Genomic DNA, 14,443 nt, shown 5'->3' with positions numbered 1-14,443 from the left:
CAGCCTCCTCCCAGCGGACGGCTTTTGATCTTTGATGTTTGATCATGAAACTTTACAATTGAAAACTATGCAAGTACGAATTTGCTGACGGGACCGCAGAAATTGGCTCGTACGAGACCGATGATTGCGCCGGGAGGAGCAGGCATGAACGTCTTGACATCGATTTCGCCGGTCGGCCGCGAAACCTTGCATGATCGTGTCTATTCGGAGTTGCGCAAGACACTGATCCTGGGCGGTTTTGGCGTCGGCCAGGTCCTGCGCATTCAGGACCTGTCGGAAGCGTTGAGTACGAGCACGATGCCGGTTCGCGAGGCTCTGGGGCGGCTCGTATCGGAACGGGCGCTGGAAGCGCTGCCCAATCGAAGCGTGCGCGTTCCGCTGGTCACGCGCGATCGTCTTGACGACCTGGCGAGAGCCCGCGCCCTTGTCGAGGGGGAACTGATTTCACTGGCATTGGATCGGTTGGCGGATACCGATCTGTCGCGCCTGAGCGAATTGACGAAGGAGAGTGAAGAGGCGTTTCTCGAAGCCAACGATGCGCGCCGCGTCCGTCGCACCTCCGAAATCAACCACGAGTTTCACTTCACCATCTATCGTTGTGCGGGAAGCCAGGTTCTTATTCCGATCGTCGAAAGCCTCTGGCTGCAATCCGGCCCTTACGTCCACGTGGCGGCGCGCCTTTACGACAAGGGCGACTACGACACGACAGCGGTGCTTTCAGCGACCCGTTTTCACTGGGAATTGCTGGATGCGATCAAGCGGCGCGACTGTAAAGCTGCCGTTCACGCCCTGACGCAAGATATCAGCCAGTCCTTCAACCTGATCCGCGAATGGCTGGATTCGAACGGCGCGACGGAGGCGGACCTTGCCCAAACGCGATGAAAGCTTTGAACTCTTTGATCTGCGCGTCGAGGTTGTCCTGCCCGAAGGCGCGCCGATCTATTGCGGGGCCAGGCCCGGCGATCATTTCGAGCTTCATGGCGAGCTGATGCATCTGCCGCCGGGGCAGGGCTTTTCGATCTACTCGCTGGCCGCCGTGCTGCCGCTGCTTGCCGCCAAGCAACGGCCGACACATCAAAACGACTGGATGACCACTGACGCCGAGATTGCGTGCCCGGACCCTAACTGCGGCTCAAGGCTGAGGATCACCCGGCTTGGCCGGCGCCGCTTCAACCACGCCGACACGACGGCCGTTCCTTTGGGTGACTAAGATGCAACGCACAAGCCTCGCGCCCGGGTACGAAATCTCGCGCGTCATTCGCGGCGGGTGGCAGCTGTCCGACAGCCACGGTACGCTCAGGGGCTCTGATCCCGTTTCCGACATGGTAGCCTTCGCCGACGCCGGCATTACAACTTTCGATTGCGCCGACATCTATACCGGCGTCGAGGAAATGATTGGCGATTTCCGGATGCACTATCGCGACATTCGCGGGCAAGATGCACTCGAACGGATCAAGGTCCACACCAAATTCGTTCCCGACCTTGATGTGCTTGCGAGGATTGCCAAATCCGATGTGGAAGGCGTGATCGATCAATCGCTGCGCCGCCTGAAAATGGATCGGCTCGATCTCGTTCAGTTTCACTGGTGGGATTATCAACAGCCCAGATGGCTTGAAACCGCCGGTTGGCTCAATGAGTTGCGCAAGGCAGGCAAGATCGACAAGATCAGCGGAACCAATTTCGATAGCCGGCATGTGTCGGACTTGTTCGCAGCCGGCATTCCGATCACCACGATGCAGGTTCAGTACTCTTTGCTCGACGCACGGCCGCGCAAGCAGATGGCGACGCTGGCCGCCACACACGGCATGTCGCTTCTGTGCTACGGCACGGTGGCCGGCGGCTTCCTGGGCGACCGCTGGCTCGGCAAAAGCGAACCCAAGGATTTCGAGAACCGCTCGCTCACCAAATACAAGCTCATCATCGACGATACCGGCGGCTGGGCTCGGTTCCAGTCCCTGCTCACGACCCTGCGACGCGTCGCGGATCGACATGGCGTCGACATCGCCACGATTGCGAGCGCCTTCACCCTGTCCCAGCCCGCCGTGGCCGCGGTCATCGTCGGTGCTCGCAACTGCGATCATCTGACCTCGAATTTGGCGATTTCATCCACGACATTGACCAAGCAGGATCAGGAGGAAATTGCCGGGGTTACCGCCGGTGCAAGAGAGCTTGAGGGCGACGTGTACAGCCTCGAACGCGATCGTTCGAGCAAGCACGGAGCCATCATGAAATACAATCTGAACAAGGGTGAAGCCTGAGAACGAATGCGTGCATTCAAAGGATGATGGCTGCATAGCGCAGCCGAAAAGGGGAGAGAGACATGAAGAAATTGCTTTTTGTGACGACCGTGCTGTCAGCGCTCGGTCTGGCTCCGGCGATGGCCGAGAACTGTGACATAACCATAGGCCTGGTCATGGAATTGACCGGTCCTGCCGGAGCCTATGGCCAGGCGGGCGCCAAGTCCGTGGAGATGGCGTTTAGAGATTTCAACGAGGCTGGTGGTATTGACGGTTGCAAACTGGTGACCGACACCCGTGACAGCCAAAGCCAGGGCAATGTCGCCGTGGATCAGGCCAATCAGCTCGTCAATATCAAGAAGGTGCCGGTTATCATCGGCGGCATCATCTCGTCGATCTCACTGCCGATCCTGACATCGGTCACCGGTCCGGCCAATGTTGTCCAGATCTCGCCGGCCTCGTCTTCTCCTTCCCTCACGCAACTGGGCATGGACGGCAAGACCAACGGCGTCTTCTTCCGTACGATCACCTCCGACGCCTTGCAGGGAACGGCCGCCGCGAAATATGCGATGGACCAGGGTCTCAAGAAGCTCGCGATCATTCACGTCAACAATGATTTCGGCGTGAACATGGTGAAAGAATTCACCATCGCCTATCAGAAGCTTGGCGGTACAATCACCTCGACGGTTCCTTACAACGAGAAGCAGCCGAGCTATTCGGCTGAAGTCACCGCCGCAATGACGGGTGATCCCGAGGCGCTCTACCTGGTCAGCTATCCTGTCGATGGATCAACCATCGCCCGCGCGTGGATTTCAGCCGGTGCGCCGGCCAAGTTCCTGCTCAATGACGGCATGAACTCGGACGATTTCATCAAGGCGGTCGGCGCGCAATATCTGAACGACGCCTATGGAACTTCGTCCGGCACCGCCCAGACCGCCTCGTCCGATTATTTCTACAAGGAATACGAGGCCTTCTCCGGAGGCATCAAGCCGGATGCGCCCGCAGCCGACCGGTCTTATGACGCCGGCGCGATTGTCGCGCTGGCGATCGCGAAGGCAGGCAAGCCGGAATCAGCGGCTATCAAGGCGGCGATCCCGCAGGTGGTGGCTCATGACGGCGAACCGATCTACGCCGGCAAGGAGCAGTTCGCCAAGGCGCTGGCGCTGATCAAGGAAGGCAAGCCAATCAAGTATGAAGGCGTCATCGGCCCTGTCAGCTTCGACCAGTACGGCGATATTACCGGCCCGTTCCGCCTATGGCGGATCAAGGACGGCGTCGTGGAAACGGTCGGCCAGATGTCGGCTGAGGATGTCGAGAAGGTGAGGGCTGAAATCGCCAAATAGTCGAACTCGCATCGAGGGCGCATCAATCCTGGTGGTTGGTGCGTCCGACGGCTCGACGCGAGTGAGCGGTTAGCCACACCGCCATATGATTTCTGCTACCTGATCGGTGTGAAGTCTGGCCCCAGCAGGGTAGGGATTTCAATGCGCGTCGCCTGGTCGTGTCCGTCGACCACAAGCCGAAACAATTCATCGAGCATCCGGGGAACGTCCTGCCGCAGCATGACGATATTCTCGTTGAGAGCCTCGGCCAGCGGATCCCAGTCGAAGCAGCCGATGTGCGGCAGACGGTCACCGTGGAGACCGCGCGCCTTCAGCCAGCGGATGACGCCCTCCAGGGTAATCGTGGAACTGACGAAAAACGCCGCCGGCATTCTTTCGTGGCGGGCGGCATAGTCGCGCAACGTATTTTCCGCCTTGTCGGGAGAATAGCCGCCGGCAAGAATCCATTCTTCCCTGACCGCGACCCCGAACTCTGCATGGGCCTCACGGAAGCCCTGGATGCGTTCGGCTGTGTTGTGGTCGCTCAGGCGTCCGCCGATGTAGAGGAGCGATTCGCCGGGAGCCCTTTCGGCCTGGGATGCTTGGAGTATGCGCCGCGCCAGCGCGCGGGCACCGCCCCTGTTGTCGGAGATAACCGAAGGCGCCAGCCGTCCGGGCAGGTCCAGATTGAGGGAGCGGACGCCGGAATTGGCGCATAATTCCGTGATGCGGTCCGGATCGGTGGCTCCGGTGGCGATCAGGCAGCTCACTTGGTGCGAAATCATTTCCTTCGCCGCCTGGATTTCGAGATCGGCCTCGCGTCGCGTACAGGTGATGATCGGGAACAGTCCCCGGTCGCGCGCCATCGTTTCGAAGCGTTCGACGATCGAGCCGAAATACCGATTGTCGTATTTGGGCACGATCATGCCGATCAGGTTTGACTTCTCGCGGCGCAGGCCGCTTGCCTGCGTGTTCGGCGCATAGCCCGTCTCGCCTGCGATACGCTCGATCTTTTCCGCCAGCGCAGCACTGATGCGCCGCTTCTTCCATGTGCCGTTCAGCACGGAACTGACGGCCGTCGGCGAGGCGCCGGCCAACGACGCCAGGTCGTAGATTGTTGTACGTTTGCGGGAGACTGGAGAACGGTCGCTCAATCGATTTCCTTTGATCTAGGTGCCAGCTTGACATCCTTCAAGGGCTATAGCAAGTTAGCTCCATCGGTTGAGCTTGCCGCTTAATCGATGGAGCAAGGTTAAGTTGCGCCGCTCCGACTTCTGGGAGGAAGTGTTCGCTGGTCTGTGGCCATGTGTGGCGACAGGGTGCCTGGGGCGTTTCTCACAGGATGTCGGCATTGAGGCGAACCCGTCCCGATGGAGGAGACATTCAATGAAATACCTAATCATTTCTGCCGCAGTCGGCGCGATGAGCGTCCTGATGAGTAGCACGGCGATGGCCCAGACCAAGGGGACCGTCGCTTTTCTGATGCCGGACCAGGGATCGACCCGTTACGAGGAACATGATTACCCCGGATTCAAGGCCGAGATGAGCAAGCTGTGCCCGGATTGCACAGTTATCTATCAGAACGCCAATGCCGACATGTCGCTGCAGCAGCAGCAGTTCAACTCGGTTATTACACAGGGCGCCAAGGTCATCGTACTCGATCCCGTCGACTCTTCCGCGGCGGCCGCCTTGGTTTCGCTGGCGAATTCGCAGGACGTCAAGATAATCGCCTATGACAGGCCCATTCCGGACGTTCCGGCCAACTTCTATGTTTCCTTCGACAATGAAGGCATCGGTTATGCCATCTCCAAGTCGCTCGTCGACCACTTGAAGGCCTCGGGCGTGCCGGAGGGGTCGGGCGTGCTTGAGATCAACGGATCGCCTACCGACGCGGCGGCCGGCCTGATCCGCGACGGCATCCATCGCGGCCTCAAGGATTCCGGCTACAAGACGCTCGCGGAATTCGATACGCCGGACTGGAAGCCGAGCGAGGCTCAGCAGTGGGCCGCCGGCCAGATCACCCGTTTTGGCGCGGACATCAAGGGTGTCGTCGCCGCCAATGACGGCACCGGCGGCGGCGCTATTGCCGCCTTCAAGGCAGCGGGCGTCAATCCGGTCCCTCCCGTTACCGGCAATGACGCGATCATCGCGGCTCTCCAGCTGATCATCTCGGGCGACCAGTACAACACGATCTCAAAGCCCTCCGAGATCGTTGCGGCAGCCGCCGCGAAAGTTGCCGTGCAGCTTCTGAACGGCGAAACGCCCGAGGCGAAGACCACTCTGTACAATACGCCTTCGGAACTCTTCGTTCCCGCCGTCGTCACCAAGGAAAACATCAAGGCCGAGATATTCGACAAGGGTATCCAGACACCGGAACAGGTCTGCACCGGCGAATACGCCGAGGGCTGCAAGGCGCTTGGCATCACGAACTGAACGAACAGGGGGAGGGCGCATAGACGCCTTCCCCCCAGCGTCTTCCGGCCGGTTCATCGACCGGCCGGGTGACGAGCCCAAATCTAACGATTGAAGGCGATAAACATGACCGACGTGACGAACGCAGCCCAGCCGGGCGGCCCGATCCTCAGTCTCAGGGGTATTTCAAAGAACTTTGGCGCGGTTTCCGCGCTCACCGACATCGACCTCGACGTTCACGCTGGCGAAGTCGTGGCGCTGGTCGGCGACAACGGTGCCGGAAAGTCCACCCTCATCAAGATTCTCGCCGGTGTTCACCAGCCCACGTCCGGCTCCGTCGAATTCATGGGACGCCAGGTCTCGCTCGACAGTCCCGCAACGGCGCTGAAGCTCGGCATTGCGACAGTGTTTCAGGATCTGGCGCTTTGTGAAAACCTGGACGTCGTGGCCAATTTGTTTCTCGGCCACGAGTTGAACCCGCTTCGGCTCGATGAAGTGCAGATGGAAGTCCGCGCCTGGACCCTGCTCAGGGAACTTGCCGCGCGCATTCCTTCCGTGCGCGAGCCGGTGGCGTCGCTGTCGGGCGGGCAGCGCCAGACCGTCGCTATCGCGCGCTCGCTGCTCATGGACCCGAAGATCATCATGCTGGATGAGCCAACCGCGGCGCTTGGCGTTGCGCAGACGGCGGAGGTGCTCAACCTCATCGAACGGGTGCGCGAGCGCGGTCTCGGCGTCATCGTCATCAGCCACAACATGGAAGATGTGCGCGCCGTCGCCGACCGGATCGTCGTCTTGCGCCTCGGGCGCAACAACGGCGTCTTTACGCCGGAAACGAGCAATCAGGATCTTGTCGCGTCGATTACCGGCGCGACCGAAAACGCCGTTTCGCGCCGAACCGAGCGCAAAGCGACCGGTTTTGGGGCTACGGAAATCGGGGGAGCATCCACATGAAGCCGGAAAGCACAACCGCGCTCGACCGCTCTGACGAGCGGCTGCGCGACGACAACAGCATCAGCGGCGCGCTCCGCTCCTTTCTGGACCGGGTGCGCTCGGGCGACCTCGGCATGTTGCCGGTCGTGGCCGGCCTCATCTTGATCTCCGTGGTCTTTTCGATCTTGAACCCGCTGTTCCTGGCCCCGAACAATCTGGTGAACCTGCTTTTCGATTGCGCGACGGTGGGCGTTATTTCGCTCGGCATCGTGTGCGTGCTGATGCTCGGCGAAATCGACCTTTCGGTCGGTTCCATGAGCGGCCTGGCCTCCGCGCTGGTTGGCGTCGTGTGGGTCAATCTGGGCCTGCCGCTGCCCATGGCAATCATGCTGGCGCTTGGCGTGGGCGCGCTCATCGGCGTGCTCTATGCGAGCCTGCTCAACTGGATCGGAATGCCAAGCTTCATCTCGACCCTGGCGGGCCTGCTCGCTCTCGTCGGCCTGCAACTTTACCTGCTCGGCCCAAGCGGCTCGATCAATCTTCCCTACGCCTCATGGATGGTGAAGTTCGGGCAGCTTCTGATCATGCCTGCCTGGTTCTCTCATCTGGCGGCTCTCGTGCCGGGGTTGGTCCTGTTGGTGGCGGGCCTGAACGTCGCAGGCCGCCGCAAGGCGGTAGGGCTGACGGCTCAACCCCTGACCCTGCTGCTTATCAAGGCGGGAGCGCTGACCGGTGCGCTTGAGCTTGCCGTGTGGTATCTCAATCGGGGCCGCGGCGTGCCGTGGATGTTCGGCCTCTTTGTCCTGCTGGTCGTGGTGCTGAATTATGCCCTGACCCGCACCAAATGGGGGCGCTCGATGTTCGCCGTCGGCGGCAACCGCGAGGCGGCCCGCCGTTCGGGCATCAACGTCAAGCGCATCTATCTCTCAGCTTTCGCCTTGTGCTCCACCCTGGCCGCCCTGGGCGGGATGCTGTCGGCGGCGCGCCTGGCGTCGTCGAGCCAGCAGGCCGGCACCGGTGACGTCAATTTGAACGCGATCGCGGCGGCCGTCATCGGCGGCACCAGCCTGTTTGGCGGACGCGGCAGCGCCTATTCGGCGTTGCTGGGGATCATTGTCATCCAGGCCATTTCCAACGGGCTGACGCTTCTCAATCTTTCGTCGAGCCTTCGCTACATGATCACCGGGGGCGTTCTGGCGATAGCGGTGATCGTCGACTCCCTGGCCCGCCGGTCGCGTGCGACGCATGGCCGAGGCTGACCGAGAAATGACGGAGAATAAAATGAACGAATCGATGAAGGGCAAGGTCGTCGCCATTACCGGAGCCGCTTCCGGCATCGGCCTGGCCTGTGCCCGGACCCTGGTTTGCGCCGGCGCGAAAGTCGTGATGATCGACCGCGCCGAAGACCGTCTGCGGTTCCTTTGCAAGGAGATCGGACCCGACGCGCTGCCGCTGGTGGTGGACCTTCTCGACGGTCCGCAGGTTTCGGGCATCCTGCCGCGCATTCTCGAAGCGGCCGGTCGCCTCGATGTCTTCTACGCCAATGCCGGCGCCTATATCGGCGGAGCCGTCGCGGAAGGCGACCCCGACGCCTGGGACAGGATGTTGAACCTGAACATCAATGCCGCCTTCCGTTCCGTTCATGCGGTGCTGCCGCACATGATCGCGCAGCGCTCCGGCGACATTCTTTTCACGTCGTCGGTGGCCGGCGTCATTCCCGTCGTCTGGGAGCCGATCTATACGGCTTCCAAGCATGCGGTTCAGGCCTTCGTGCATGCAACCCGACGCCAGGTCGCGCCGCATGGGGTGCGAGTGGGCGCGGTACTTCCCGGCCCGGTGGTGACGGCCCTGCTGGACGATTGGCCCAAGGCCAAGATGGAGGAAGCGCTTGCGAACGGAAGCCTGATGCAGCCGCAGGAGGTCGCCGAGGCAGTATTGTTCATGCTTACGCGCCAGCGCAACGTGACCATCCGCGATCTGGTGATCCTTCCGAGCAGTCTCGACCTGTGACCAAGCAAGGCTGGTGGAAATGACATCGCCGGACGATCGCCTCATCCTTGGTGTGGATGTCGGAACGGGGAGCGCGCGCGCGGGTCTCTTCGATCTCGCCGGCAACATGCTGGCGTCAGCCAAGGCCGACATCACAACCTGGCGCGAACCCGCGCCGATGGTGGAGCAATCCTCGACGCAGATATGGTCGGCGGTTTGCGGCACAGTGCGCGAAGTCATAGCCAAGGCCGCTGTCGAGCCTGCCCGGATCGCCGGAATAGGCTTCGACGCGACCTGCTCGCTGGTCGTGCTGGGGCAGGGGGGAGCGCCGCTACCTGTCGGCCCCTCAGAGGTTTCGGCGCGCGACATCGTCGTGTGGATGGATCACCGCGCCACCGATCAGGCAAGCCGCATCAATGCCTTGAACCATGATGTTCTCAACTATGTCGGCGGCCGCATTTCGCCCGAGATGCAAACGCCGAAATTGCTGTGGCTGAAGGAGAACCGGCCGGAAATCTTTGCCGCAGCGTGGCAATTCTTCGACTTGGCCGACTTTCTCACCTGGAAAGCCACCGGCGACCTGGCGCGTTCGACCTGTACGGTCACCTGCAAATGGACCTATCTGGCGCATGAACGCCGCTGGGACCCGAGCTATTTCGAGCAGATCGGGCTGGGCGAGCTGGCTGCCGAAAATTTCCGACGCATCGGCGACAGGGTGGTCGAACCGGGCACGGCGCTCGGATCGGGGCTTACGGCCGCGGCGGCCGCCGAACTGGGCCTTGCCGAGGGCACGCCGGTTTCGGCCGGGATGATCGACGCGCATGCCGGCGGCATCGGCACCGTGGGGGTGGAGGGCAACCCGGCCACCCACATGGCCTATGTCTTCGGCACGTCCTCCTGCACGATGACCTCCACCCAGGCCCCGGTCTTTGTTCCCGGCGTATGGGGGCCGTATTTTTCGGCCATGGTCCCCGGCATGTGGCTCAACGAGGGCGGGCAATCCGCGGCCGGCGCGGCGATCGACCAGCTGATCGCCAGCCACCCGGCCAGCCACGAAGCCCGCGAACAGGCCGAGCGGCGCGGCATCTCGGTTCCCGACCTGCTGACGGAACTTTTGACCCGGCGACATTCCGTCTCCGAGACCATTTTCGAAATCAAGGGTCTGCACGTCGTGCCGGAGTTTCTCGGCAATCGCGCCCCGCATGCCGACCCCGATGCACGCGCCGTGATCGTCGGGCTCGACATGGCAAGGGATCTGGAAAGCCTGGCGAGGCTTTATCTCGCCGGCGTCAGCGGCATCGGATACGGACTGCGCCAGATCATAGTAGCCCAGGCGAAAGCCGGCGCGCCGATCGAAAAAATCGTCATCTCCGGGGGCGCGGGCCAATCGCCGCTGATCCGGCAAGTGCTGGCGGATTCGACGGGCGTTCCCGTTCTGGCGACAAGCGCGACGGAGCCCGTCCTGCTGGGCGCTGCGACGCTGGGCGCGGTGGCCGCAAACCTGTTTGCCGACATTGGCGACGCGATGGCTGCCTTGAGTCACGCAGGCGAGGCCTGTGAACCCGCCGGCGGCGAGATCGCCGCCATCCACGCCAGCCGCTACGACGCCTTTCAGCAACTGCAGTCGCTGGCACGCGAGATACGCTGACTTCAACGGTCCCATGGAGAAGCACACGATGAAAAACCGTCTCGGCTTGCATGCCAATGTCTGGGTCGCCGGCTGGAGCGAGGATGAAGCGAGCCGCGCCATCGACAAGACCGCGGAATTCGGCTTCGACCTGATCGAAATCTCGGCGATGGACCTTCTGGCCATCAACGTCGACCACACCCAAAAGAAGCTGGAGCAGGCCGGTATAGGCGTGACGATGTCGCTGGGCCTGGATGCCCAGAAGGATATTTCCTCGACCGATGCCGCGCGGGTCAAGGCCGGCGAACAGCATCTGACCGATGTCGTCGCCATCGCCCGAGACCTCGGCGCCACGCATGTCAGCGGCATCCTCTATTCGGCGTTCCAGAAATACGCGGAACCGGCAACCGCAAAGGGGGTTGCCTCCTCGATCGAGGTGATGGCGCGCGTGGCCGAGAAGGCCGCCGCCAGCGGCATCACGTTGGGGATGGAAGTGGTCAACCGCTACGAAAGCAATATCCTCAACACCGCAGCCCAGGGGGTGGAATACTGTCGCCGCGTCGGCGCCGCGAACGTCAAGGTTCACCTCGACGTCTATCACATGCATATCGAGGAAGCCGATGCTGTCGCGGCGATCCATGCGACCGGTGACTATCTGGGCTACTTCCATACCGGTGAAAGCCATCGCGGCTATATGGGAACAGGGTCGATCGACCTGAAATCCATTTTCCGGGCGCTTGCGCGTGTCGGCTATGAAGGCCCTATCACCTATGAATCGTTCTCGTCGCGGGTCGTGGGCCAACCCCTTACCGGGATACTGGGTATCTGGCGCGAGACATGGGAGGATGGCGATGACCTCGTCCGGCACGCCAAGATGTACACGCAGGCGCAGATGATCGCCGCCGCGAATGCGGTATCGCGGGTCGCGTCTCTGCCGGGATGAAGCAGGTCGTGTCTGGACTTGTCACGCTTTAGGGGAGGGGCAATCATTGCACTGTTTTTAGTTACGGCTCCACCAAGGCGGCAATACCGGGACGGATTTCGCTCCGCCCATCGTTTCTTCGGCATCCTGCATGTCCGCCAGGCGACCGTTGCGACCAAATAAAAAGGAAAACGTTATGTGCGGTCTGGTCTGTTTGTGGAATGTGGGAGACGAGGACATGGCCGCGGGCATGATCGCCAAGATCGCTCATCGCGGCCCCGATGCGACGCAAGTCACCAGTCTTGAAGGTGCGCCGGTCATCATGGCCCATTGTCGGCTATCCATAATCGGACCCCAGGACGGTGCGCAGCCGATCCTTCAGGGCACGGACATGCTGATCGCCAATGGCGAGATCTACAATCATGCCGACCTTCGCGCCGTCCTTGGGGAGGATCTTTTCCAGACTGCCAGTGACAGTGAAACCATCCTGCATCTGTTCCGTACCAAGAACTCCCGCTGGATTGACCGGCTGGATGGGATGTTCGCCTTCGTGCTGGCCACACCCGATCGCATTGTCGCCGCCCGCGATCCTCTCGGTATTAAGCCACTCTACATGGCGCGCATTGGCGACGGGCTCGCATTCGCCTCTGAGCTGAAGGCCTTCGATGGACTGGGCCTGAGTGCGATCGAGGCGGTTCCGCCCGGTACGCTTTATGACAGCCGCGACGGTTGGCGCCAGTGGTATCGCTTGCCGCAAGGCGCGGCACAGGCAGAACCCGGCCTTGATGTCGACGCCACTGCGCGTGAACTGCGTCTGGTGATCGAGGCTGCGGTCGCCAAATGGATGGTTGCCGACGTCGAAGTAGGCTCGTTCCTGTCGGGGGGCCTTGACAGCTCGATCATGGCGGCGATTGCACAGCGCCAGCTTCAACAGGCCGGTAAGGCGCCTTTGAAGACTTTTGCCGTCGGCACCGCCGGCTCCCCTGATCTGATCGCAGCCAAAGCGGTCGCCGCTCATATCGGTTCGGACCATAGCGAGTATATTTTTACCGCCGATGATGTGGTGAAAAACCTGCCCCACGTCATTTACCATCTCGAAAGCGCAGATATCGATCTGGTGCGCAGCGCCATTCCAACCTTGTTCGCAGCCAGACTTGCACGACGCCAGATCAAGGCCGTGCTGACAGGGGAGGGTGCCGATGAGCTTTTCGCGGGCTATACCTATCAACATGCCTATGTCGATGATCCTCGGGCACTAGCCGACGAACTGACGCGCAGTCTTGGAGCTATGCACAACATCAACCTGCAACGTGTCGACCGGATTTCGATGGCGGAATCGCTGGAAGCGCGAACGCCATTCCTGGACCGGGACCTTATCGATTTTGCGCAATCGATCCCGGCAGCGCTGAAGTTGCGCCGAACCGATCCCGATATGACCGAATCTACCGGACCTACCACCGAGAAATGGTTGCTTCGAAAAGCCTGTGCGGACCTGCTGCCCGAGAGCCTGGTTTGGCGCAAAAAGGCGCAATTCGATGAAGGCTCGGGGACCGTGGCGGCATTGCAGGAGGCGTTGCAAACGCTCACCGGCAAGACCGGCGAAATTGATCGTGTGCAGGAAGGGGCGCTTTTCGAGAAGATCCTGCGAGAGCGCTTCATCGATTCCGACCTCATCCTCGCCAATGCCGGACGCTGGGTCGCTGATCGCGTGGCAGCGTAGCGTAGCAATTTAAGGTTAACCCACAGTTCAGACGACATTCACCCTATGCCCCGGAACCTCTCGTTTCGGGGCATAGGCAGTCGGACCCCTGTCTGTCTGGTTGTTACTCACCATAGATGAGAAGCATGTATTGCGCATTCGAAACCAGGCCGAAGCAAAGTCTCTGATCCGATCACGTCATTTTGGACACGCCAGGCTTTAGTTTTTGGGCAAGTTAGGCGGTCACGCCAGCTCCCAGTATTTTCAGCCGATCGACCGTGGCGAGCTTTCCAGCTTCTTCGGCAAGGAGGTTTCGCGCGACCTGATCGACACGCTGCGTGACCTGCCCGACTTCGAGGCGCTCGAATATGCCGGATTGTTGTCGAAAGAAACCTTGCTCAAGGGCGATATCCCGGACGGGTTGATGGGTAGGAGGCAGATGACGAAGATGAACGCCCTGATGTCGATGTCGTCCTCGACGAAGCCGCCAATACGCGCCATTACAATCTCCGCTGTCCTAGGCGGTGCAGACCCGCTCGAAATCCGCTCGGGGCCAGTCATCCCGCCCGTCGAGCGCGTCAAGCCGCTTTCGTCCGCGCAGTGGGAAGCGGTGGTTGACGAATGGGCAACAAGTTGGCCCGGTTCGGGGCTCGTTGAACGCGCCGGCGGGGCCCGCGACAAGCACAACAGCAAGATTCGATGTGCAAGGGCAAGATGCTGGAAAACGCGGGTCTGGGAATATGATTACAGTCTGGTGTCCGGCATCATACCTGTGCGCCCAGCTTAACGAGCAGGCATCTGTCTTATTCGAGCCGCGACTTGGAAGAGAGGCCTCAGATGTTAGAAGCACCCAACAATGATCGCCGCCTGTTTAACGACGCCGCAGTTTCCCGCGCCATCGACGAACAATGCGACGTAGCTGATTTTGCCCCGGGCCGAGCGGACCGGACCTCCTCGAAATCGTCGGCGCGCGCGCGACCTGATGTCATTTGGTCCATTTCGCTTGAGTGCAACGGAGCGACTCCTGACGCGGGATGGCGCCCGGATTGATCTGGGTGCAAGGGCACTAGACATACTGATCTGTCTGTTGTCTCGTCCTAACGACGTCTTCAGCAAGCAAGAACTCCTTGCTCGGGTATGGCCAGATGTTGTCGTGGAAGAAGGAAGTTTGCGCTTCCAAATAGCCCGTTTGCGTAAGACGCTCGGTGATGGGGTCGACGGCGCGAGTTGTCCGTCGTCAGATCATTTGGCTCAGATTGGATCGCAGATTAGCGAAGTGTCGGCCTCATCTTGGGGTTGATGTTA

General features: G+C 61.0%; 13 protein-coding genes and 1 pseudogene. 13 read left to right on the top strand and 1 reads right to left on the bottom strand.

What is annotated here, in order from left to right:
- Positions 1-144: 144 nt before the first annotated feature.
- The 4 genes from ACX3P1_RS24880 (at position 145) to ACX3P1_RS24865 (ending at position 3,580) form a co-directional block, all read left to right on the top strand.
- Positions 145-882, top strand: coding sequence for a GntR family transcriptional regulator (locus ACX3P1_RS24880; protein ID WP_459082252.1), 738 nt, complete (start codon positions 145-147; stop codon positions 880-882).
- On the top strand, positions 866-1,210 hold the full coding sequence (locus ACX3P1_RS24875; protein ID WP_459082251.1) for a TIGR04076 family protein: 345 nt from the start codon (positions 866-868) through the stop codon (positions 1,208-1,210). Before ACX3P1_RS24880 ends, ACX3P1_RS24875 begins: the two co-directional genes overlap by 17 nt.
- Before the next feature lies 1 nt (position 1,211).
- Positions 1,212-2,258, top strand: a complete 1,047-nt coding sequence (locus ACX3P1_RS24870) for an aldo/keto reductase (protein ID WP_459082250.1) — start codon at positions 1,212-1,214, stop codon at positions 2,256-2,258.
- Positions 2,259-2,320: 62 nt separating this feature from the next.
- Entirely contained in the window at positions 2,321-3,580 is a 1,260-nt protein-coding gene (locus ACX3P1_RS24865) for an ABC transporter substrate-binding protein (RefSeq protein ID WP_459082249.1), read from the top strand.
- Between the two features lie 95 nt (positions 3,581-3,675).
- Here the strand turns inward: ACX3P1_RS24865 and ACX3P1_RS24860 are convergent, their stop codons facing one another.
- Entirely contained in the window at positions 3,676-4,713 is a 1,038-nt protein-coding gene (locus ACX3P1_RS24860; RefSeq protein ID WP_459082248.1) for a LacI family DNA-binding transcriptional regulator, read from the bottom strand.
- Between the two features lie 232 nt (positions 4,714-4,945).
- Between ACX3P1_RS24860 and ACX3P1_RS24855 the strand changes: the two genes are divergently transcribed.
- From ACX3P1_RS24855 to ACX3P1_RS24815, 9 genes and pseudogenes are all read left to right on the top strand, one after another.
- A complete protein-coding gene (locus ACX3P1_RS24855; protein WP_459082247.1) occupies positions 4,946-5,992 on the top strand; it encodes an ABC transporter substrate-binding protein in 1,047 nt (348 codons plus the stop codon).
- 105 nt (positions 5,993-6,097) lie between these two features.
- Positions 6,098-6,922, top strand: a complete 825-nt coding sequence (locus tag ACX3P1_RS24850; RefSeq protein WP_459082246.1) for an ATP-binding cassette domain-containing protein — start codon at positions 6,098-6,100, stop codon at positions 6,920-6,922.
- Positions 6,919-8,160: a sugar ABC transporter permease gene (locus ACX3P1_RS24845; protein WP_459082245.1), complete on the top strand. Its 1,242-nt coding sequence runs from the start codon at positions 6,919-6,921 to the stop codon at positions 8,158-8,160. The genes ACX3P1_RS24850 and ACX3P1_RS24845 overlap by 4 nt, the downstream gene beginning before the upstream one ends.
- Before the next feature lie 22 nt (positions 8,161-8,182).
- Complete coding sequence (locus ACX3P1_RS24840) at positions 8,183-8,911, top strand: SDR family oxidoreductase (protein ID WP_459082244.1); 729 nt, start codon at positions 8,183-8,185, stop codon at positions 8,909-8,911.
- Positions 8,912-8,930: 19 nt separating this feature from the next.
- Positions 8,931-10,538, top strand: a complete 1,608-nt coding sequence (locus tag ACX3P1_RS24835; protein WP_459082243.1) for an FGGY-family carbohydrate kinase — start codon at positions 8,931-8,933, stop codon at positions 10,536-10,538.
- Positions 10,539-10,566: 28 nt separating this feature from the next.
- Entirely contained in the window at positions 10,567-11,460 is an 894-nt protein-coding gene (locus ACX3P1_RS24830) for a sugar phosphate isomerase/epimerase family protein (RefSeq protein ID WP_459082242.1), read from the top strand.
- 130 nt (positions 11,461-11,590) lie between these two features.
- On the top strand, positions 11,591-13,159 hold the full coding sequence (gene asnB / locus ACX3P1_RS24825; protein ID WP_459082241.1) for an asparagine synthase (glutamine-hydrolyzing): 1,569 nt from the start codon (positions 11,591-11,593) through the stop codon (positions 13,157-13,159).
- A gap of 238 nt (positions 13,160-13,397) precedes the next feature.
- Positions 13,398-13,568: pseudogene (locus ACX3P1_RS24820) on the top strand (SMC-Scp complex subunit ScpB); the annotation flags it as partial.
- A 552-nt stretch (positions 13,569-14,120) separates the two neighbouring features.
- A complete protein-coding gene (locus ACX3P1_RS24815) occupies positions 14,121-14,438 on the top strand; it encodes a winged helix-turn-helix domain-containing protein (protein ID WP_459082240.1) in 318 nt (105 codons plus the stop codon).
- The last annotated feature ends 5 nt before the right edge of the window (positions 14,439-14,443 follow it).

This window comes from Mesorhizobium sp. A623 (genome assembly GCF_054489405.1).
Note: the sequence above shows the minus strand (reverse complement) of the source record. Positions and strands in the feature narration are given on the sequence as shown.